16 protein-coding genes are annotated in these 21,875 nt (G+C 65.6%); 9 read left to right on the top strand and 7 right to left on the bottom strand.

The genetic code is table 11. From position 1 onward, the window contains the following. The first annotated feature begins 46 nt into the window (after window positions 1-46). Together LDB05_RS14555 and LDB05_RS14550 are read left to right on the top strand one after the other, a co-directional pair. Window positions 47-637 (top strand): AsnC family transcriptional regulator, encoded by a 591-nt coding sequence (locus LDB05_RS14555; RefSeq protein WP_226004714.1) that lies wholly within the window; start codon window positions 47-49, stop codon window positions 635-637. A gap of 107 nt (window positions 638-744) precedes the next feature. Beyond that, a complete protein-coding gene (locus LDB05_RS14550) occupies window positions 745-3,336 on the top strand; it encodes a heavy metal translocating P-type ATPase (RefSeq protein WP_226004713.1) in 2,592 nt (863 codons plus the stop codon). 77 nt (window positions 3,337-3,413) lie between these two features. Here the strand turns inward: LDB05_RS14550 and LDB05_RS14545 are convergent, their stop codons facing one another. Together LDB05_RS14545 and LDB05_RS14540 are read right to left on the bottom strand one after the other, a co-directional pair. Further along, window positions 3,414-4,385, bottom strand: a complete 972-nt coding sequence (locus tag LDB05_RS14545) for a DUF4382 domain-containing protein (RefSeq protein ID WP_226004712.1) — start codon at window positions 4,383-4,385, stop codon at window positions 3,414-3,416. Between the two features lie 113 nt (window positions 4,386-4,498). Beyond that, a complete protein-coding gene (locus tag LDB05_RS14540) occupies window positions 4,499-5,173 on the bottom strand; it encodes a stage II sporulation protein M (RefSeq protein WP_226004711.1) in 675 nt (224 codons plus the stop codon). A 101-nt stretch (window positions 5,174-5,274) separates the two neighbouring features. Here LDB05_RS14540 and LDB05_RS14535 point away from each other — a divergent pair, with 101 nt between their 5' ends. The 3 genes from LDB05_RS14535 to LDB05_RS14525 all read left to right on the top strand — a co-directional run bounded on the left by LDB05_RS14535 (window position 5,275) and on the right by LDB05_RS14525 (window position 8,925). Continuing rightward, a complete protein-coding gene (locus LDB05_RS14535) occupies window positions 5,275-6,570 on the top strand; it encodes an amidohydrolase (RefSeq protein ID WP_226004710.1) in 1,296 nt (431 codons plus the stop codon). 129 nt (window positions 6,571-6,699) lie between these two features. Continuing rightward, on the top strand, window positions 6,700-7,350 hold the full coding sequence (locus tag LDB05_RS14530) for a hypothetical protein (protein ID WP_226004709.1): 651 nt from the start codon (window positions 6,700-6,702) through the stop codon (window positions 7,348-7,350). Window positions 7,351-7,635: 285 nt separating this feature from the next. Then, complete coding sequence (locus LDB05_RS14525) at window positions 7,636-8,925, top strand: adenosylhomocysteinase (RefSeq protein ID WP_226004708.1); 1,290 nt, start codon at window positions 7,636-7,638, stop codon at window positions 8,923-8,925. A 258-nt stretch (window positions 8,926-9,183) separates the two neighbouring features. On the opposite strand, the gene LDB05_RS14520 is transcribed toward LDB05_RS14525, so the two are convergent. Then, window positions 9,184-10,002, bottom strand: coding sequence for a PAS domain-containing protein (locus LDB05_RS14520; protein ID WP_226004707.1), 819 nt, complete (start codon window positions 10,000-10,002; stop codon window positions 9,184-9,186). 45 nt (window positions 10,003-10,047) lie between these two features. Continuing rightward, window positions 10,048-10,305 (bottom strand): DdfA family disk-determining factor, encoded by a 258-nt coding sequence (gene ddfA, locus LDB05_RS14515; RefSeq protein ID WP_226004706.1) that lies wholly within the window; start codon window positions 10,303-10,305, stop codon window positions 10,048-10,050. A 277-nt stretch (window positions 10,306-10,582) separates the two neighbouring features. On the opposite strand from ddfA, the gene LDB05_RS14510 reads away from it, so the two are divergent. The 3 genes from LDB05_RS14510 (at window position 10,583) to hjc (ending at window position 17,350) form a co-directional block, all read left to right on the top strand. Continuing rightward, a complete protein-coding gene (locus LDB05_RS14510; RefSeq protein ID WP_425498570.1) occupies window positions 10,583-15,859 on the top strand; it encodes a PAS domain S-box protein in 5,277 nt (1,758 codons plus the stop codon). 86 nt (window positions 15,860-15,945) lie between these two features. Further along, window positions 15,946-16,758, top strand: coding sequence for a CPBP family intramembrane glutamic endopeptidase (locus LDB05_RS14505; RefSeq protein ID WP_226004704.1), 813 nt, complete (start codon window positions 15,946-15,948; stop codon window positions 16,756-16,758). Between the two features lie 70 nt (window positions 16,759-16,828). Then, entirely contained in the window at window positions 16,829-17,350 is a 522-nt protein-coding gene (hjc, locus tag LDB05_RS14500) for a Holliday junction resolvase Hjc (RefSeq protein WP_226004703.1), read from the top strand. Window positions 17,351-17,400: 50 nt separating this feature from the next. Here the strand turns inward: hjc and LDB05_RS14495 are convergent, their stop codons facing one another. Both LDB05_RS14495 and LDB05_RS14490 read right to left on the bottom strand, forming a co-directional pair. Then, the gene (locus LDB05_RS14495) at window positions 17,401-19,239 is read right to left on the bottom strand and encodes an acyl-CoA dehydrogenase family protein (protein WP_226004702.1); all 1,839 of its coding nucleotides are present in this window, start codon (window positions 19,237-19,239) and stop codon (window positions 17,401-17,403) included. 91 nt (window positions 19,240-19,330) lie between these two features. Next, entirely contained in the window at window positions 19,331-19,969 is a 639-nt protein-coding gene (locus LDB05_RS14490; protein ID WP_226004701.1) for an SWIM zinc finger family protein, read from the bottom strand. Between the two features lie 194 nt (window positions 19,970-20,163). Here LDB05_RS14490 and LDB05_RS14485 point away from each other — a divergent pair, with 194 nt between their 5' ends. Further along, a complete protein-coding gene (locus LDB05_RS14485) occupies window positions 20,164-20,436 on the top strand; it encodes a DUF7472 family protein (RefSeq protein WP_226004700.1) in 273 nt (90 codons plus the stop codon). Between the two features lie 144 nt (window positions 20,437-20,580). Here LDB05_RS14485 and priL read toward each other — a convergent pair whose 3' ends face one another. Then, window positions 20,581-21,669 carry a DNA primase regulatory subunit PriL gene (gene priL, locus LDB05_RS14480; RefSeq protein ID WP_226004699.1) on the bottom strand — a complete coding sequence of 363 codons (1,089 nt, stop codon included), beginning with the start codon at window positions 21,667-21,669 and terminating at the stop codon, window positions 20,581-20,583. Window positions 21,670-21,875 lie beyond the last annotated feature (206 nt).

Genomic DNA, 21,875 nt, shown 5'->3' with positions numbered 1-21,875 from the left:
AGCAATCGCCGCCACATTCTTTGATCGGTGGACACAACGGTGAGCTATGCGCGACCTCGACGAAACCGACATGGAGATCCTGCGATTGCTGGGCGACGACGCGCGACGACCGTACAGCGAGATCGCCGAGGCGGTCGGCCTCTCCGGGCCGGCGGTCTCCGACCGCGTCGAGCGCCTCGAGGAGGCCGGAATCATCGAACGCTTCACCGTCGACGTCGATCAGTCACAGCTCCGGGCCGGCGTTCCGGTATTCGTGCGGGCGACCGTTCCCACGGGCGCTATTGACGACTGTAAAACAACGGTCGCGGAGGCCGACGCGGTCGAACACGTCTTCGTCACCGCCGATGGCGACGTCTGGTTTTACGCTCGCGCGCAGGTCCAGCGGGTCCACGAGTGGCTCGAGGGACTGCTCCCCGACGCGGACGACATCGACTACGACGTGACGCTGGTCGACGACGCGGAGTGGACGCCCTCGCTCGAGGGCACGGCGTTCGCGCTCACCTGCGCGGAGTGTGGCAACACCGTCGACGACGAGGGGGAATCGGCCCGCATCGACGGCGAGGTGTACCACTTCTGTTGTCCGTCCTGTCAGAGTCGCTTCGAGGGCCGATACGATCGACTCGAGGAAGGCGTCTGATGCGACCCGAGGACGGTTGCTGAGTTTCGATTCCAAAGAACGCGTCCCGGTTCTCTTTGACTTCTGATCAGTAAAGGGGGTAAGACGGGATCCCCTACTAGTCAGTAATGAGTACCCGAACTGCACAGCTGGACATTCGGGGCATGAGCTGCGCGAACTGCTCGCAGACGATCGGTAGTGCCCTGGAGTCCCTCGACGGCGTGTCCGAGGCGAACGCGAACTTCGCCACCGACGAGGGAAGCGTCGAGTACGACCCCGAGGAGGTATCGCTCGCCGAGATCTACGCGGCCATCGAGGACGCCGGCTACGAGGCCGAACGCGCGAGCCGGTCGATCGGGATCACGGACATGACCTGCGCGAACTGCGCCGAGACGAACGAGTCGGCACTGGAGTCCGTGCCCGGCGTCATCGGCGCGGAGGTCAACTACGCGACCGACGAGGCCGGCGTCGAGTACAACCCCCGCGACGTCTCGCTCGACGCGCTCTACGAGGCGATCGAAGACGCCGGCTACACGCCCGTACGCGACGACGGCGGCGAGGAGTCGGATCAGGAGCGTCGCGACGCGGCCCGACAGGCGGAGATCCGCAAGCAGCTCCGCCTGACCCTGTTCGGGGCGATCCTGTCGGTCCCGTTCCTGTTCTTCCTCGCAGATAAGTTCCTGCTCGGGGGCGCGTACGTGCCGGGGAGGGTCTTCGGCGTCGAATTCGGCTGGGTCGAGTTCCTGCTCGCGACGCCCGTCTACGTCGTGCTCGGCCGCGAGTTCCTCGCGAACTCCTACACGGCGCTCGTGAAAAACCGGACCGCCAACATGGACGTGTTGATCGCGCTGGGCGCTTCGACGGCGTACGTCTACAGCCTCGTCGTCCTGCTGGACCAGCTCGCGGGGAACCTCTACTTCGACACCGCCGTCCTGATCCTCGTGTTCATCACGCTGGGCAACTACCTCGAGGCCCGCTCGAAGGGCCAGGCCGGCGACGCGCTGCGGAAACTCCTCGAGATGGAGGCCGAGACGGCGACGCTGGTCGACGAGGACGGGACCGAGGAGGAGGTCCCGCTCGAGGACGTGGAAGTCGGTGACCGGATGAAAGTGCGGCCGGGAGAGAAGATTCCGACGGACGGCGTCGTCGTGGACGGCCAGTCCGCCGTCGACGAGTCGATGGTGACCGGTGAGTCCGTGCCCGTCGAAAAGGAAGACGGCGACGAGGTGATCGGATCGACGATCAACGAGAACGGCGTGCTGGTCGTCGAGGCGACGAAGGTCGGCGAGGACACCGCGCTGCAGGGGATCGTCCAGACGGTCAAGGAAGCCCAATCGCGCCAGCCGGAGATTCAGAATCTGGCGGATCGGATTTCGGCGTACTTCGTCCCCGCGGTCATCCTCAACGCGATCTTCTGGGGGCTCCTCTGGTTCGCTTTCCCCGAGACACTGGCCGCTATCGGCGGCGCGGTGCCGATATTGGACCTCGTCGGCGGCGGCCCGGCCGCCCTCTCGACGTTCGAGTTCGCGGTCGTCGTCTTCGCCTCCGCGGTGTTGATCGCCTGTCCCTGCGCGCTCGGACTGGCGACGCCCGCGGCGACGATGGTCGGCAGCACCCTCGGCGCGCAAAACGGCGTCCTGTTCAAGGGCGGTGATATCTTGGAGCGCGCGAAGGACGTCGACACCGTCGTCTTCGACAAGACCGGGACGCTGACGACCGGCGAGATGACGCTGACCGACGTGGTCGCGCTCGAGGGAGAGCGGGCTGCCACGGACGGCGGCGACGCGGCTACTGACGGCGGCGCGCTGGCCGCTCGCGAATCGCTCGACGAGGACGCGGTGCTCCGCCTCGCCGCCAGCGCCGAGCGCAACAGCGAACACCCGCTCGCACAGGCGATCGTCGCGGGTGCCGAGGAACGCGGCCTCGAGCTATCCGATCCCGACGAGTTCGAGAACGTCCCCGGACAGGGCGTTCGGGCGACCGTCGACGGTCGTGAGGTCCTGGTCGGCAACCGGCGGCTGCTCGAGGAAAACGGCGTGGATCCGTCATCCGCAGGCGACGAGATGGAACGGCTCGAGCAAGAGGGCAAGACCGCGATGCTGGTCGCGGCCGACGGCGAAGTCGTGGGCGTGGTCGCGGACGCCGACTCGGTCAAGGAGAGTTCGACCGAGGCGGTCGCTGCCCTGCAGGAACGCGATCTCGACGTCATGATGATCACCGGCGACAACGAGCGGACGGCCCGCGCCGTCGCCGAACGGGTCGGAATCGATCCGGACAACGTCCGGGCGGGGGTCCTCCCCGAAGACAAGGCTGACGCCGTCGAAGACATCCAGTCCGACGGTCGAAAGGCGATGATGGTCGGCGACGGGGTCAACGACGCGCCGGCGCTCGCCGTCGCCTACGTCGGCACCGCTATCGGTTCCGGGACCGACGTGGCCATCGAGGCGGCGGACGTGACGCTGATGCGCGACGATCCCCTCGACGTGGTGAAGGCGATCCGCATCTCCGAGGCGACGCTGCAGAAGATCAAGCAGAACCTGGTCTGGGCGCTGGGGTACAACACGACGCTGATTCCGCTGGCCTCGCTGGGCTTGCTCCAGCCGGTCCTCGCGGCCGGGGCGATGGCGCTGTCGTCCGTGTCGGTGCTCTCGAACAGCCTGCTGTTCCGCCGGTACACGCCCGACCGCGACTACGAACTGTTCGGTCGGCTCCGGCGGTGATCGGCGGTGCTGGACGGGATCGGTGAGTCGTTCAAAGAATAGCGTTCTCGTATGGTGTCGAATCGACGGAACCGATACTACCGGAGAGGGGCCATTTCCATGGTAGTTTCGTTCCCGTCGGTTTCGTTGGCCTGCTGTTCGTCGTCCGCTTGCGCGTCTTCGTCGTCCGTCTCTTCGTCGTCCGTTTCTTCCTCGCTCTCCTCGTCGGTCTCGTCTTCGCTCTCGTCCTCCGCCTCGTCGTCCTTGTCGATATCGTTGATCTCGACCTTGTCACCCGTTCCGCTCTGGCTGATCACCGGCTTGAGGATGTACTTCCCGCTGTTGCCGGCCTTGTGGGGTGCGATGTCGTAGACGAAGTCGACCCGCTCGCCGTCACCGATGGTGAATTTCGAGTTGATCTGGAGCTTGTTGCTGGGTAGTTTCACCTTCGTCTCGCTTCCGTCGGTCAGGATACCCTCGGTGTCGCTGACGTAGATGAAGACCTTCTCGTAGTCGCCGGCCGGCAGCTCGAACTCGTCGATCATGGACGCGTTCGCGCCTTTCAGCTCGGTGAGGTCGACCGTCCGGTTGTCGACGTCGTGCTCGACCCATCCGCCGTCGCTCTCGTCGCCGTCATCGTCTCCACCTGCCTCCTCGTCTTCCGCTTCCGATTCGTTGCCGTCTGTCTCTTCGTCGGTTTCGTTGGTTGATTCACTGTCGTCGGTCGTCTCGTTGGACGATTCGTCGTCATCCGCCTCTTCGTCGGTCGACTCGTCGTCGGACTCGTTCGTGTCGTCTTCGTCGGTTTCGTTCGAGTCATCGTCGCCTCCATCGCCGGCCTTCTTGAACCCGACTTTCGTGATCGTCACGTTGAGGTGTTCGAAGTCGTCGATCACGTTCGGCTCGTCGCTGACGTAGAACGCGGCCGTTCCCGCGCCGCCGTCCGAGTCCGTCACGGAGGAGTCATCAGTCGTCGAATCGTTCGTCAGGTCCCCGCCCATACCGCCGGTGCACCCGGCGATTGCGACGAGTGCTGCAACGAGTACCAGTTGGATTGCGCGTCTGTTCACATCGGGACACAGTCACCTCGCAGAGAAAAAGGGGAGCGACCATTGGATCCGTTCACGATCGTTCAGGCCCGCGAAATCCGTCGAAAGAGTCGTTGAACGGGGGCAAGTGGTCGCTACGGTGCCGCGCTCAGTCCCTCGAGCCGGTCGGCGAACAGGGTCTCGAGCAGCGCGGGCGTGACGAAGGCCTCGACGAACGCTGCCACGACGAGCAGCAACCAGCCGACCAAGACGAGGAGGCCGGTTCGGTACACGTAGGGTTTCGTGACGATCGCGTCGCGCGTGCCGAAAATCCGCTCGCCGAATCGGTAGAGCAGCCGGAAGCCGACGCCGGCGGCGATGAAGAGCGCGGGAAGTTCGAAGATTCCGTGGGGGAGCAGTCCGACGAGGATGTAGTCGAATCCGACGTTCTCCGTGACGATGGCGGCGACGTTCCCGACGATGACACCGTTGAACAGCATCGCCCAGGCGGTGAGGAGCCCGAGCGTCAACGCACCGAGGATCGACAGGAAGAACGCCTGCGTGTTGTTCACAAACAAGAAGCGTGCCAGTTCGATGCGACTCTGCTCGCCGATGTCGGGGAAGAGGGGTTCTCCGAGCGCGTCCTGGATAATCTCGAGCAGGTTGTAGCCGGCCGCAAAGAGGACGACGCCGATGAGGACGCCGAGACCGAACAGGCCGGCCGCGAACCCGACGTACCGGCGGTGCTCGTTCCACGCGTCCGTGAGCGCCTCGCCGGGCGGATACCCGTCCTCGCGGCGGTCGTCGTCGTATCGCGTCCCGGAATCCATACGGATACGTCATCGAAAGAAACCATAAACCCGGCGACCGGGGTCGGGATACTGCCCAGCGGATCGACAGTATAAGGCCGCCCGACGAGAACGGTGAGTCAATGACGACGCTTGCGATCACCGACGGGCGGGTCCTCCGACCCGACCTGACGGTGGCGGCTGCGGACGTACTGATCGATCGAGACGTCGGCGAAATCCTCGAGATCGGTCCCGATCTCGCGGGCGACGCCGACGACACCCTCGACGCCGCGGACTCGCTCGTGACGCCGGGGTTCGTCAACGGCCACTGCCACGTCGCGATGACGCTCCTGCGGGGGTACGCCGACGACAAACCGCTCGAGGCGTGGCTTCAGGAGGACATCTGGCCTGCCGAGGGGGAGCTAACGCCCGAGGACGTCCGCGCGGGTGCGGAACTGGGCCTGCTCGAGCTGATACGGTCGGGCGTCACCGCGTTCGCGGACATGTACTTTCACGTCCCGGAGGTCGCCGACGCGGTCGAGGCGGCCGGCGTCCGAGCCCGTCTCGGGCACGGAATCGTCACCGTCGGGAAAGACGGCGAGGCGGCCCGCGAGGACGCGAAAACGAGCCTCGAGATCGCTCGCGAGTACGACGGTGCGGCCGACGGCCGGATTTCGACGGCCTTCATGCCCCACTCGCTGACGACCGTCGGCAGCGAGTACCTCGCGGAGTTCGTTCCCGAAGCGCGGGAGGCGAGCGTTCCGATCCACTATCACGCCAACGAGACGGAGGACGAAGTCGCACCGATCGTCGACGAACACGGCCAGCGCCCCCTCGATTACGCCGCTGAGCACGGTCTCCTCGAGTCCGAGGACTTCGTCGCCCACGGCGTCCACGTCGACGAGTCGGAGATCGAGCTGCTCGCCGAGGCCGGCACCGGCGTGATCCACTGTCCGGCCTCGAACATGAAACTGGCGAGCGGGATGGCCCCGGTCGAACGCATGCGCGAGGCGGGCGTCACCGTCGGCCTCGGGACGGACGGCGCGGCCTCGAACAACGACCTCTCGATGCTCGACGAAGCCCGCGACGCGGCCATGCTTGGTAAACTGGCCGCCGACGACGCCAGCGCGGTCCCTGCCGAGGCCGTCGTCGACATGCTGACGCGAGGAAGCGCCGACGCGATCGGCCTCGAGTCGGGCCGTCTCGAGGCTGGCGCACCGGCCGATCTCGCGGTGATCGACCTCGAGGCGCCCCACCTGACGCCGCGTCACGACCTCGTGAGCCACCTCGCGTACGCTGCCGCGGCGGCCGACGTGCGCCACACCGTCTGCGACGGAGACGTGCTCATGCGCGACCGCGAGGTGCTGACGCTGGACGAAGCCGGTGTTCGGGAGCGCGCGCTTGAAGCGGCCGACGCGCTGGCCGCCCGTGTCGAGTGATGACCGCGAGTTGAACTCTCAAAAAAGTCTATAAACGGTATAAACGCTTCTTATCGCTCGAGACAAGTCTTCGAACTGATCGAACTGCCGGAGGGGTTTATTCAGGAATCACTGAATGTTCGACTCGGAATGAGACAGAACCGACTCTTTGCACTTGTACTGGCGGTCGCGATGGTCGCGTCCGTCTTCGCACCGATGGCCGCAGCGGCCGATACGGGCGGGGCCGATGCGGCGTCCGTCGACGGCGATGCGACGTTCTCGCTCGCAGCGGATAACACGACGGACAACGAGACCGACGACAACGATACTGATGACCTCGATAACGACACCGAGGATAACGAGACCCTCAACGACGCTGAGGACAACGAAACTCTCGATAACGATACAGAAGATAACGAGACCGAGGACGAGTTAGACGGAAACGAGACGGACGACAACGAGACCGAGGACAACGAAACGAACTTCGGATCCCTCGTCTCCGATTACGTCGAGAATCTGCAGAACGAATCGAACGACTCCAACGACTCGATCGGTCTGTCGGTCGCGAGCTTCGTCGTCGAGAACAACCCGGGTAACGCACCCGCGCACGCCGGCCCGCCGAGCGACCCCGGCCCGCCGGGCGAAGACGATGACAAGCGAGGCCCACCGAGTGACGTCGGCCAGTCCGGTCAGGACGACGGTGACGACGAGGACGACAAGCGTGGCCCGCCGAGCGACGGCGGTCCGTCCGGCAACAATGGTGGAAACGGCGGCGGCCCGCCGAGTAACGCCGGCAACTAACGACGGATAGCGATTCAGATTCGCGTTCGAACGACTGATGCCGGTCGACGTCGCTGCCACACCAAAGCGGCCGTCGCCGGTGTCGGTACCCGATCGCGGCGGTCGCGGTCGATGCTGACCGCCCCGATCGAAAAGGCACGTAGCGATTGCGGATCACCCACCACCTTCGCCGATCGTTTTTCAATCCCGTACGGACACGTCTCCGCTGCCGAAACCGGGCCGCCGCGCCACCGTTCGCCGGTACGGTTCGGTAGCGTTTTGGCCCTACTCCCACTCAGTCGACCCATGACAGACACCGAGTATCCCCCGATCAGCGAGCAGCTGGACGACCTCGAGTCCGCTCGCGAGGAGGGACGCCGGAAGATGGACTGGGCCGCCCAACACATGCCGATCCTCGAGCACGTTCGCGAGGAGTTCGTCGCCGACCAGCCCTTCGAGGGCGAGCGCATCGGCATGGCGATGCACGTCGAGGCCAAGACGGCGATGCTTGTCGAGACGCTCGCGGAAGGTGGCGCGGAGGTCGCCATCACCGGCTGTAACCCGCTCTCGACGCACGACGACGTCTCGGCGGCGCTCGATACCCACGAGAACATCACGAGCTACGCCAAGCGCGGCGTCGACGACGAGGAGTACTACGCGGCCATCGAGGCCGTCATCGCCCACGAGCCGACGATCACCGTCGACGACGGGATGGACCTCGTCGCCGCGATCCACGAGGACTACCCCGAACTGATCGACGGTATCGTCGGCGGTGCCGAGGAGACGACGACCGGCGTTCACCGTCTGCGCGCGATGGACGCCGACGGCGCGCTCGACTATCCCGTATTTGCTGTGAACGACACGCCGATGAAACGCCTCTTCGATAACGTCCACGGCACCGGCGAGTCCTCGCTGGCCTCCATCGCCATGACTACGAACCTCTCGTGGGCCGGCAAAAACGTCGTCGTCGCGGGCTACGGCTACTGCGGCAAGGGCGTCGCCCAGAAGGCGTCGGGCCAGAACGCCAACGTGATCGTCACCGAAGTCGAGCCACGGCGCGCCCTCGAGGCCCACATGGAGGGCTACGAGGTCATGCCGATGGCGGAAGCCGCCGAAGTCGGCGACGTCTTCCTGACGACGACCGGCAACCGCGACGTCATCGTCGAAGACCACTTCGAGAAGATGCAGGACGGCGTCCTGCTGGCCAACGCGGGTCACTTCGACATCGAGATCGACCTCGAGGCGCTCGACGACCTCGCGGTCGACCGCTACGAAGCGCGAGACGGCGTCGAGGCCTACGAGATGGCCGACGGCCGCAAACTGAACGTCATCGCCGAGGGCCGACTCGTCAACCTGGCCGCGCCCGTCTCGCTGGGCCACCCCGTCGAGGTCATGGACCAGTCGTTCGGTATTCAGGCCGTCTGCGTGCGGGAAATGCTCGAGAACGGCGACGCCTACGATGCCGGCGTCCACGACGTCCCCGACGAACTCGACAAGGAGATCGCCGAGATCAAACTCGAGGCCGAGGGCGTCGCCTTCGATTCGCTGACCGACACCCAGCGCGAGTACATGGACAGCTGGGACCACGGGACGTAGGCTCGCCCTGACCGCTCTCCCGTCGAATCGCACCTCGTCTCTTCGGGCGACCGATCAACGGAGCTACGTCTCAATCTCGTTCTGACGTCTTCCTTCCGGCGGACGAGCGAACGCGACGGGGTGCTCGCTATCGTAGCCACTGAACCGATTCGTACACGACTCACAACGTAATCCTACGATTCGGTTGCACCGGCTTTCGGTGGCTACGATACCCGTTGCGTGTCGGAACGTGAACGGCAACGCACGAGCGTCACCGAATCAGTCCTCGAGCCCGTCGCGATGCTCGCCTCCGTCGAGCCCGACTACCAGACTGCCGTCCTCGAGGCTCCCGAGGCGCACGCGGGCCGGGAACGTCTCACCAGTCCGTCGGCGGCCGGTGCAGGTACCGGTCCACTGCCATCCGTCCGCGACCATCGGAATCGCCGCCGACTCGAGGTGATCGACGGCGGCGTCGGTAAACAACTCCCGCCAGGGCGTGCCGGCGATGGCGTCGGTATCGTCGCCGAACTGCATCGCGAAGGACCGACTCGCGAACTGGACGTCGCCGCTTGGGTCGACGACTGCGATGGCGGCCCCGGCGAACTCGATGCTCGCCAGGGACCGTCGCGACAGCGCGGCCAGTCGACGCCGCTCGAGGAGGCCGTGGACGCGGTCGGCGAGTCGATCGCCGATCTCGGACTCCTCGAGAACGGCGGTCCAGTCGTGCGACCGAACCGTGCGTGCGATTTCGGCGGTTCGCTCCGGCACGAGGACGACAGTCGGCAGCTCGGGCGCGTTGGTCTCGATCGCCTCGAGCCGGTCGTTCAGGTCTTCGACGTCGATCTCGGGCGCGTCGTCGCGGGTCGCCTCGTCGGTGTCCGGTTCCGACGCGATGACGAGGCAATCGACGTCGTCGACTCGGTTCCAGGCGTCCTCGAGCGTCGCCACGGTTTCGACGACGACGTCGGCTCCGTCGCCGTTGAACGATCGTTCGACGGCCGCAGCTATCCGGTCGTCGTCGTCGACGACCAGGAGAGACAGGCCTAATTGGCGGTTTCGATCGGTCGGAACGGTTGTTTCGGTTGGCGGGGTTAGCATTGACACCACCCGTGCCGGATCGGCGTTCGATGGAGTCGACACTGCTCACCGATCGTCATGGACCGTTCCGTCGACCGTGACGGTACCGTCGCTTCGAACTTCGACCGACGAATCGTCATACTCGAACTCGACGCGAATCGGGACGTTCGAGTCGCGCTCGAAGAGGGTATCGAGCGCTTCGGGATCGACGACGTTGTACAGCGGCTCGAGTTCGTGTGCATCGGTGTCGGTCGCGTCCGCGAGCGCTTCGACGACCCGCAGACTGATCGAGTCGTTGTGGTAATCCAGTGTGGTCCCAGGCATCTTGGATAGAGGGACGACACTGGAGGGTTTCCGCTTGCTCGTTATACACGTAATTTCCTCGCGGCGGCGACGCTACGTGTATAGTGTGTCGGAGAAACAGCCCGACTGCGATCGGGTTCTGGGACCTGATCGACCGAAGCCGCGGGTGCTATGGTTCGGCTCCGGTTCGAGTTTCGTTCTTTCGGGAGTTATCGTCGTAATTGACTCCTACTGATACTTATGTGTTGAACGCGGAACCAACCGCGCGTATCTTTGTCAAGCGTCGCATAAGAGGTCCATGATCGTTACTGCGGTTTACGCCAGGATACTCGCGGCCGGGTCGCGACGGCCGTTGGGAGGGATTCTCGGCGTGATCGGTATCGTGATCGGCGTCGGGGCGGGGCTACTGCTTTTGGAGCCCGCAACGCTGGGAATCGGACCGGCGCCGGGACCGGGAGTGTTCGTCGTCGGTCTCGCCGCACGAAGCGGATCGGATCCGAGGGGCGACATCGAACGCCTGACCGACCAGCTCCGACAGTTCGTCTCTCGAATCGAGGACGAACGGCCCACGGCGTTCGCCGAGGAGACCGGTGACGGACCCGTCGACACGGATCGTCCGATCGACTTTACGATCGACCGGGACGACGATATCGGACGGCTTTCGGCGGCCGTCGACGACCTGGCGGGAGCGGTACGTGATCGCGAACGACGGCGTGCCGAGAGCGAACGCTATCGACAGGACCTCTATCGGATCACGTCGGACCCCAACTGCCAGGGTGAGACGAAGGTTCGTCGACTGCTCGAGCTCGGCTGTGAGCGGCTGGGCGTCGAGACGGGGCTCATCGCTCGGATCGACGAGTCGGCCGACCGGTACGAGATCGAGACGGCCGTCGGACGCGAGGGTGACCGGGAGGGAACGGTGCTGGACCTCTCGACGACCTACTGTCAGGAGACGATCGGGTCGGACGATATTCTGGGGATCTACGACGCCGCGGCGACGGGGCGAGCGGATCATCCGATCGCCGACCAGCTGGGCATCAGTTGCTACGTCGGCGGGAAGATCACGGTCGAGGACGACCGCTACGGGACGCTGTGCTTTCTGAACTCCGAACCTCGAGATCGACCGTTTACGCCGGCCGAAAAGTCGTTTATCGACCTGATGGCCCGGTGGCTCAGTCAGTCGTTCGAACGCCGACGGTACGTTCGCCAGATTCGGGAACGAGAACAACGACTCGAGCGCGCCCGCGAGTTCACCGACGACATGCTGGACGCCGTCGACGACGTCGTCTATCTGCTCGACGAGGACGGCGAGTTGCAGCGCTGGAACGAGTCGCTGACCGAGGTAACGGGCTACGTGGACGACAAGATCGCGGAGATGCACGCGCTGGACTTCTTCGACGAATCGAACTGTGAAATGGTCGCGAACGCGATCGAAGAGGCCCTCGAGACCGGTCGAACCCGGGTCGAATCGAGGATCGAGACGAAGTCGGGCGAGACGATTCCGTACGAATTCTCGGCCTCGGCGCTCGAGGATCCGGCTGGAAACCGGGTCATCGCCGGCATCGGTCGCGACGTCAGCGAGCGCACGACCAAGGAACAGCACCTCGAGCGCTACGAAATGTTCATGAACGACGTGTTGGACGCGCTGGACGACGTCTTCTACCTCCTCGACGACGACGGCGACCTCCGGCGCTGGAACGAGTCGCTGGCCGAGGTGACGGGCTATACGGACGACGAGATCGCCGGGATGAACGCCCTGGACTTCTTCGACGAGACGAATCGGCCGATCATCCGAGACTCGGTCGAGGAAGCCTTCGAAACGGGGGATACGCACGTCGAAGCGGCACTCGAAACGAAATCGGGCGAGCGAGTCCCCTACGAGTTCATCGCGTCGGTGCTCGAGGATCCCGACGGAACCCCGGTCGAAGCCGGCATCGGCCGCGACATCTCCGACCGAAAGGAGCGAGAACGAACGCTCGAGCGGACGAGGCGGCTGCTCTCTCAGGCCCAGCGGCTGGCGAACGTCGGTGGGTGGGAACTCGACGCGACCGTCGACCCGCCCGAACTGGAGTGGAGCGACGAGGTGTACCGGATCCATGACGTTCCGATTGACGACCCAATCGATGTGGATCGCGGCGTCGAGTTCTACCATCCCGACGACCGCTCCCGCATCGAGGCCGCAATCGACGGGGCGCTCGAGAACGGAGAGAGCTACGACCTCGAGTTGCGGTTGATCACGGCGGACGGCGATCGCCGCTGGGTTCGGTCGATCGGCGAACCCGTGTACGAGGGCGGGGAAATCGTCAAAATTCAGGGCTCCGTTCAGGACATCACCGAGCGCAAGGAGCGCGAACGCGAACTCGAGCGGACGACGGAGCTGCTCGAACAGGCCCAGCGGATCGCGGGGTTCGCCGGCTGGGAGCTCGACGTTCGCCCCGACGAGAACGAGTTGGCGGTCACGGAAGGGCTGTATCAGCTGTTCGATATCCCTCCCGGGGCGGACGTCGGTCCGGCGGACTCCTTGGAATTCTACCACCCCGAAGACTACCCCGAAGTCGCGCGAGCAACGCGTGCCGCGATCGCGGACGGCGAGAGTTACGATCTCGAGGTGCGACTGTTTTCCGGCAACGGATCCGAGCGGTGGGTGCGGGTTATCGGCGAACCCGTCACCGAGGGCGACGAGGTCGTCGCCATTCGCGGGTCGATACAGGACATCACCGGCCGCAAGGAGCGCGAACGCGAACTCGAGCGCTTCGAGACGATCGTTCAGGCGCTCGACGAACTGGTGTACACGCTGGACGAGGCGGGCCGCTTTACCTTCCTGAACGACGCCGTCACGCGGATCCTCGGATACGAGCCGGGGGAGCTGCTCGGCGAGCCCGCGGCGACCGTGATCCCGGCGGCGGACGTCGAGAACGCCCAGGAGATGATCCGCGAACTGCTCCGATCCGACGACCCCTCCCGAACGGTCGAGATCGCCCTCGAGACCGCCGACGACGACCTGATCGACGTAGAAAACCACATCGCGCTGTTACCGATGGGAGACGGCGAGTTCGCCGGAACCGCGGGCGTCGTCCGCGATATCACCGAGCGCAAGGAGCGCGAGCGTCGACTCGAAACGACGAGCTCTCGGCTCGAGGCGCTGTTCGAGAACTCCCCCGACATGATCAACGTCCTCGATACCGCTGGGACGATCGTCGACGCGAATCGGCGGTTCGCCGACGAGTTGGGCTACGCCAAGCACGAGCTGGTCGGAACGAACATCTGGGAACACGATTCCGCGTTCGACTCGGACCATGTCGTGACCTTCCTCGAGGACCTATCGGTCGGTGAACGGCGGAAGTTCGAGTCGCAGTACCGGCGTCGCGACGGCTCGACGTTCCCCGTCGAAGTCCACCAGATCTGTATCGATATCGACAACGAAAACCGATTTATCGCGATCAGTCGGGACGTGACGGAACGAAAGAACCGCGAGCGGGATCTCCGCGAGACCAAACGCCGTCTCGAACTCGCACTGGAAGGGACGAACACGGGCGTCTGGGAGTGGGATCTGGACACCGATACGGTTTCCTGGAACGAGACGCTCGAGCGAATAGTCGGACTCGAACCGGGATCGTTCGAGGGGACGTTCGACGCGTTCGAGGAGTACGTCCATCCGGACGATCTCCCGCGGATCGAGACGGCGGTCGATCGGGCGATCGCGAACGACGAGCTGTTCCAGACGGAGTTCAGGTTGCGCCACGAGGACGGGACCCGGATCTGGGTCGGGGCACGCGCTCGGGTCGTGAGCAAGGAGGGTGGCGGCAGTCGGATGGTCGGAATCAACAACGATATCACCCCGCGCAAGGAGCACGAATTCGCACTCGAATCGCTCCACACCGCTGCTCGCGACTTGCTCGGGACCGATTCCGAAGCGGAAGTCGCGGAGCTAGTCGTCGAGACGGCCGCGGAAATCCTCGACGCGTCGGGCGTGGCCGTCTATCAACTCGACCCCGAGGTGAACCGGCTCGAGCCGGTCGCGTACACTGACGAGTTCGCGACGCTCTGTGCGGGGCCGCCGTCGGTCGCCGTCGGCGATCCTGACTCCGCCCTCTGGAACGCCTACGTGACCGAGGCGGGAACGGTCGTCGACGATCCGGCGTCGTTCGATCAATCGCAGGTGTTCGGTCCGGACGTCGAACGCGGCGTCGTCGTCCCGGTCGGCGATCACGGCGTCTTCGCGGTCGCGTCCAGCGGCGAGGCGATCGACACCGGAGCCCGCCAGCTCATCGAGACGCTCGTCGCCACGACCGAGGCCGCGTTCGACCGCCTCGAGAGCGAGGCCAGCCTCCGCGAGCGGGAGGCCGAACTCGAGGACCGGAACCGGCGGCTCAACCGCCAGATCTCGATCACCGAACTCATCCGGCGCATCGACCAGTCGCTCATCGGGGCCGACGGTCGGGAGGAGATCGAACGCACCGTCACTGACCGACTGCTCGAGGCCGACGACATCGCGTTCGGGTGGATCGGCGCGCTCGACGCCAGCGGGACGCGACTCGAGCCCCGAGCCTGGGCCGGCCCCGGACAGGAGTATCTGGACGACGTCCCGCTCGAGCACGACGGGGCGACCGAGCCGGCCGTCCGGACCGCCCGGAGCGAAACGCCGACGGTCGTTTCGAACGTCGTCGACGGGCTCCAGGACGAGGAGTGGCGGCGAGAGGCCCTGAACCGCGGGTTCCAGTCGGTCATAAGCGTCCCCATCTCCTACGCCGAGTACACGTACGGCGTCCTCACGGTCTACGCGGACGAGCCGGACGCGTTCGGTGAGCTCGAGCGGACGGTGCTGACGGAACTCGGGGAGGGCATCGCGAGCGCCATCACCGCGGCCAAGACGCGAGAGGCGCTCCACGCCGAAACGCTGCTCGAACTCACGCTCGAGATCGAGGGCTCTGACGATCCTCTCTCCCGGATCGCGACGACGACGGGGGCCACCGTCGAGTACGAGGGTCTCGGGGCTCACTCCACCGACGAGATGGTGCTGTTCTTCGAAACCAGCGGCGTCCCGGCCGACGAAGTCCGGGCGGCCCTCGACGACCTCGTCTCGGTCACCGCGTATCGACTGATCAGCGAGACGGACGACGACGAGTGCCGGTTCGAGGCGACCGTCACGGGCGATATCGTCGCCTCACGGCTGGTTCGACACGGTGGCAGCCCGCGCTCGATGACCGCTGCCGGGGACGGCATGGAAGTCACCGTGGACGTCCCCACGGGAACCGACGTTCGCGAGTTCGTCGAGATGCTCCGTGACCAGTACACGACCGTCGAACTGCAGGCCCGCCGCCACGTCGAGCGCTCCATGGGGACGCGAGGCGAACTCGTCACGTCGCTGTTCGACGGCCTCACCGACCGGCAACTCGAGGTGCTGCGGACCGCGTACTTCGCCGGCTTCTTCGAGTGGCCCCGCGAGAGCACCGGCGAGGAGATCGCCGACATGCTCGACGTGACCCAGCCGACGGTCAATCGGCACCTGCGGGTCGGTCAGCAGCGGCTGTTGGCACAGTTATTCGAGGACGAGGTTCCGGTTCCCGCGGAGTGAGCGCGGGTTCCGGTTTCGACCACGCGAGACCGGACGGCTCGACGCGGAGAGGAACGCCCAAGGGCCCGGTGACCCTACCGGTCCACATGGCAACGTCTTCACGCCGCTGGACCGATGATCCGCTCTGGTCGACGCTCATCGCCGCCGGGCTCGCGATATCCGGCCTGTTTGCGGCGCAGTTTACGACGCTGCCGGCGCTGTTGCTCGATCCGGCGCTCTTTACCGCGCCGACGGAGACGTCGATCGCCAGTCGGGCGACGCTGTTGATCCTGAACTTCGTCGGGTTCGCCCTCGCGGGAGCCATCTATCTCGCCGCCACCGGCCGGGGCTGGGCGTACGTCGACCTTCGGATGCCGACGCGACGGGAGTGGGGGTACGTCCTCGCCGGTATCCTCGGCGGCCTCGCGTTTTACGTTCTCGTCAGCGTGACCGTCCAGGTACTCTCGCTGCCGGCCGCCGAGAACCAGGTCTCGACCTACATCGGTGACGATCAGACGATGGTACTCGTCATGATCGTCATCGTGTTCCTCTTCAACGCACCCGCCGAGGAATTCCTCTACCGGAACATCGTCCAGAAACGACTCTACGATGCGTTCTCTCGCCTGCAATCCGTCGCCATCGCCAGCGTCATCTTCGGCCTGATTCACTTCCCGGTGTACGCCGCCCTCTCGGAGTCGCTGCTCGCGACCGCAGTTCCGGTCACCGTCGTCGTCGGCGGCGCGGCCATCTTCGGCTACCTCTACGCGAAGACCGACAACCTCCTCGTTCCCATCGCCGCCCACGCCGTGTTCAACGGGTTCCAGTTCGGGCTCCTCTACCTCGCCCTCGAGTACGACCTCGAAGCCGCCGACCCCACGTCGTCGCTGCTGGTCGACGTCGCGATGGCCGTTCCGCTCTAAGCGTCAGCAGCGGACCACGTCCGCCGCGCCGTCCGGTCCTATTATTAGCGGCCGCGAGTGAGGGAGAGGTATGTCTCAGGCGAAGGGCGACCGCCGCGAGCGGGAACTCGTCAACGAACTCGACGGGGCCGGCTTCGCGGTGATGCGCGCGCCCGCCAGCGGCTCCGCGACCGAGCGCGAACTCCCCGACGTGCTCGCCGGCGACGGCGAGCAGTTCTACGCGATCGAAGCGAAGTCGAGTTCGGGCGATCCGATCTACCTCACCGGCGAGGAGGTCGAGGCGCTGACCTTCTTCGCGCGAAACTTCGGCGCGAAACCCCGTATCGGCGTCCGCTTCGACCGCGAGGACTGGTACTTCTTCCACCCCGGCGACCTCCACGTCACCGACGGCGGGAACTACCGCGTCAAGAAGGAAACCGCCCTCGCGGAGGGGACGGACTTCCCCGAGTTCACCGGTCAATCGGAAAAAGTCACGCTCGAGGAGGTCGGCGACGACGGCCAGGACGGACCGGACGAGGAGATCGTTCGCGTGCTGAACGCGGTCGCGCAGGGGATCATGGACGTCGACGAGGCCGCCGAACTGCTCGAGTAGTCCCGTCCCGGTCGATGCCGGACGCCGGCGGCGAACCGACGGCTCGGCTCTCAATCGTCGGCCGCGATCGCCTCCGAAACCGTCTCGGGATCGACCGGGGCGTGGTGGACGATCGGCTCGAACGCCTCGAGGGCGAACCGGTCGCCGCCGGTGATCCCTCGCGCCTCCCGGTCCGCGAGCGTCGTCGAAACGAACCGTCGCGCGACCATCGCCATCCGTCCGTCTCCGTTCTCGAGACCGGTCTGGGCCTCGTCGAGCAACAGTGCGGCGGTGAAGACCTCGAAGACGTAGTGGGCGAGGCGCTTGGCCGAGAGCTGGGCGTACTCGGTATCTTCGCCGGCCAGCGCGATCAGCGCCCCGGTCAACTCCTCGTACTCGTCGGCGACGGTGTCGGCCGCGTCGGCGAGCGCGGGATGGGCGACGGCCTCGAGTCGCTCCTCGACGACGCGCGCGAACGGCTCGTGGGCGTCCTCGCGCTCGAGGGCGCGGAGCGCGTCGAGCGAGAGGATGTTCTCGGTCCCCTCCCAGATCGGGAGCACCTGCGCGTCCCGGAGCAGCCGGTTGGTGACGAAGTCGTCGACGTAGCCGTTTCCGCCCTGAATCTCCATCGCGTAGGAAGCGGTGTCGACGGCCATCCGGCCCGTGCGGAGCTTCGCGATCGGGACCAGCAATCGCAGCAACCGGTAGGTGTCGTCGAGTTCGTCGCTCGAGTCGCCGTTCCGTCTCGCCCGCTCGCGCTCGGAGAAGAGCCGACCCGCCTCGTAGACGTACGCCGTCGCGGCCTCGTAGTCGACGGTCATGTCGACGAGATCCTCGCGCATCAGCGGGAACTCGTCGATCGTCCGTCCGAACGCCTCCCGGGTCGCGGCTTGCACCTTGCTCTCGAGCAGGGATCGACCCATGATACCACACGATGCGGCGGCGTTCGACAGCCGCTCGAGGTTCAGCATCTCGGTCATCTGTTTGAATCCGGCTTCCTCCTGTCCGACGAGGAACGCCTCCGTCTCCTCGAACTCGACTTCGCCGGTCGGGACGGAGATGGTTCCGAGCTTGTCCTTTAGCCGACGGTACAGCTGGTCGTTTACGGCGTCTCCCGGCGGTTCTCCGTCGAAGTCGTGCCGGTCGCCCTTGGTCATGACTCCCCCGTCGGGGTCGCCGTGAGGGACCAGGAACATCGAGAGGCCGTCGGTTCCCGCCGGCGCGTCCGCCGTCCGGGCGAGCGCGAGCGTCCCCTCGGCGTCGATATTCGAACAGAACCACTTCTCTCCCGTGAGCCGCCAGCAGTCGGCCGTCTCGTCGTACCGCGCGGTGGTTTCGTTCGCCCCCACGTCGCTACCGCCCTGTTCTTCGGTGAGGAACATCGCGCCTTCGATCAGGTCGTCGTAGTCCCGGCTGACGAGCCCCCGGTAGTAGTCCGCGAGTTCGCCGTCGTCGAACCGCTCGAGGACCAGCGCCGCGCCGGCCGTCATCGCGACGGGACAGCCGAAGCCGGCGTCGGCGTAACACAGCAGATGCAACCGGGCGAGATAGTGGCTGAACGGCAGCGGTTCGTCGCGGCCGGGCGGGGCCTCGAACGCGTCGGCCACGATGCCCGCCTCGTAGACCAGTTCGTCGTTCTCGCGTTGCTCGGCCGGGTACCGGACGACGTTCTGTACGTCGCCATACCTGTCGTACGTCTCGAGTTCGGGTCCGTGATCGTCGATGTAATCGGCGTTGTCCGCGACCGTGTGGCCGATCAGCTCGCCGAACTCGGCCAGTCGAGGCTCGTCCCACTCGACCGTCTCCGTCTCGGACGCCCGACGCAGTTCCCGCTGGAGCGTGTGGTCGAGGTTCCAGTAGTTTACGTACCGCCCCTCGTCGAACTCGCCGTAGTCGATTCCCGTTCCCATAGCACGCTCATCGGTACCAGTACACAAGAAAACGGGCGGTTTCAATTTCGGACGCGTTGGAAGCGGTTGTCCGGGCGGTTCGACGGGTGCGTTACCCTGACAGCCCGTTCGCGGGTTTCTCGAGGCGGGTTCGCGGGAAGACGTAGACCTTCAGCGACGACGGGACGACGCCGTTGGTCGCCACGGTCGCGTGCGGATACACCGCGCCGACGACGGGGACATCGGGGTCGTACGCCTCGTTCGTCCCGTACTCGGCGACGGTGCAGTCGGCCGCCCCGATTTCGACGGCGTCGGCCCGGAGCTCGGAGACGTCGACGACGGTGAGGCGATCGCCGGTCTCGCGGTCGAGGACGGTGTCGCCCGGGGAGATCGTGTGACGATCACAGTAGAACGGCGCGGGTGCCTCCTCGTCGACGAAGATCGTCTCGCCGCAGTCGTGACAGTCGACGGCGATTTCGCCCGGCGGCGGGGTCCGGCCCTCCGTGATCTCGATCGCGACCCGCCGGACGTGTTTGCACCGGGCCCCGCGGAAGACGTGGTCCGGACAGGTACAGCGGCCGGCCTCGAGATCGACGAGGTAGGTGTGATCGCTCGCGGACTCGATCTCGTAGAGGCCGTCGCCGAGGGGCAACACCGACATCGGTTCGGTGCGCGCCCGGCGCGATCGCTCGGTGAGGTGGTCGGGAGACGGTACTGGAAGCGGTGCTTTCGGTGACGCTGTTGTTTTCATGGATGCGTCGGAGTGGGAATCGCTGGTCGGCTGGCTATTCGACAGTGATAGGGGCTGCAGTCGAATAACGGACACGCTTGCGTACCCACGGTCGGCGTTTATATGACGACGCGGTTTCGACCATCGCGATCGACCCGCCCCGCCGCAGCCCCCTTCGAAGCGCTTTTCACCGGCCCGGCGAAACCGATCGGACAATGGTCGAACGCGAGCAGCTCATCGAAATCGTCGTCTCGGTCGGTGCTGTCTTCTTGATGCTGGCGGCTATGATCGCCATCGGCTCTACCTACGGAACCGAAAACAGCACGCTCTCGCCCGAGGGCGGCCAGATGCTCATCGGCGTCATCGTCGGCTTCATTATCCTGATGGCCGCGGTCGGCATCGGCCTGGCCTACACCCTGAACGATCCCGAGGACGGCCTCGAGACCAACGACGATGACGACAACGGTGACGCCAAGGGGACGTTCTGAGGGCGGCTCCACTGTTCGTCGCTGTCGATTTGAAACGACCGTAGCGCTTCTTCACGATTCACTGCCCGACAAACGGTCCGACAGTCGTGAGTAACCGGCCGACGCCGTCGACGATCCACCCTCGAGTCCGAACCCCGAGCTCGGTCAGTCGCCGCTCGCCGACTGCCCGTCGTCCTCGCTCTCCCGCCAGTCTTCAAGCTCCTCGTCGTCGGCCTCGTCGATTCGCTCCTCGTAGTAGGCCATCGGATGCGGGATCCGTTCGCAGAGGTCGTCCTTGTTCACGCAGTCGCCGTAGGACTGCATCGTCGCACAGGAGGGAGCGGAGTACTCCGTGGGCGAACTGTCCCCGCGGATGTGATCGGTCTGGTAGCGGGTCATCTCCTCGCCGAAGGAGGAGTTGACGCGGTAGAGCTCGACGATCTGGTCGGTGTTCATCCCGATGCTCGTCAGGAACGCCGTGATCGCGAACCGCGAGTGATGGGGTAGGTGCTCGCCCTTCTGGATCTGATCGAGCAGCGCCTTCATACACGGCGGGAAGAGGTCCGGCACGACGGTGTCGATGTCCTGGGTCAACTCGAGGTCCGCCAGCACCTCGCGGATCTCGGCGACGTCGTCCTCGAGCCCGGTCGCGATGGCGTCGGGCACTTCGAAGGGAAGCCCGTCCTCGATACGGCCCCGGATCGCTTCCCGCAGGAGCGTGAGGAGTTCGTCCTCGTCGACCGGGATCTCGCCGGCGTCCAGCGGCTGATTGACGAGTCGCCACTCGTCGTCCCACAGGTCCTCCGCCAGCGGCAGGTAGGTGCCGACGTCGATCCGGTAGCCCTCGCCGTCCGCTCCCGCGCGGATGGCCTCCCGCAGGTCGAACTCGGCGAGCAGGTCCGCGAGCTCCAGCCCCGTCGACTCGACGCTCTTCAGTTCGGTCGTATCGGCCATGTCCGTGGTGAACCGCTCGTAGGCCGTCGCGGCCTCGGCGCGGGCGTACTTGCGCACGAGAACGCGTTCGTCGACCATCGAGACGAGCACCCGCGCGACCGGGTAGGAGAGCAGCTCGATGCGGGCGTCGCGGTGTGGCTCTCCCGTGTCACCCTCTTCGAGCGCGGTAATCACGCGTTGGCGCGCGCGGTCGACGACCGCCCGGTCCTGTTCGACGACGGTCGCCAGATCGACCGCCTCCGTCGCGACCGACTCGCGAGCCGCCTCGAGAAACGGGTACCGGGCGTGGAGTCGCTGCATCGGTAACACGATATTACTCCGATGGGATAAACGCGCTGATTACCACAATCGTCCTTTATTATGACTGCCAGCGCGGACGGTATGCGACGCCGATTCGACCATCGCCAGCGCTGCTGCTACTCACCGATCACGGTGGCAGTATAATCGTATTACCGGCACCCGGCTCCGGTCACCCGGCGGACAGCCGTCGGCGTCCCGCGCTCGAG

Source organism: Natrinema salinisoli, from assembly GCF_020405205.1.
Lineage (GTDB): Archaea > Halobacteriota > Halobacteria > Halobacteriales > Natrialbaceae > Natrinema > Natrinema salinisoli.
This window is presented reverse-complemented; position numbering and strand designations above follow the sequence as displayed.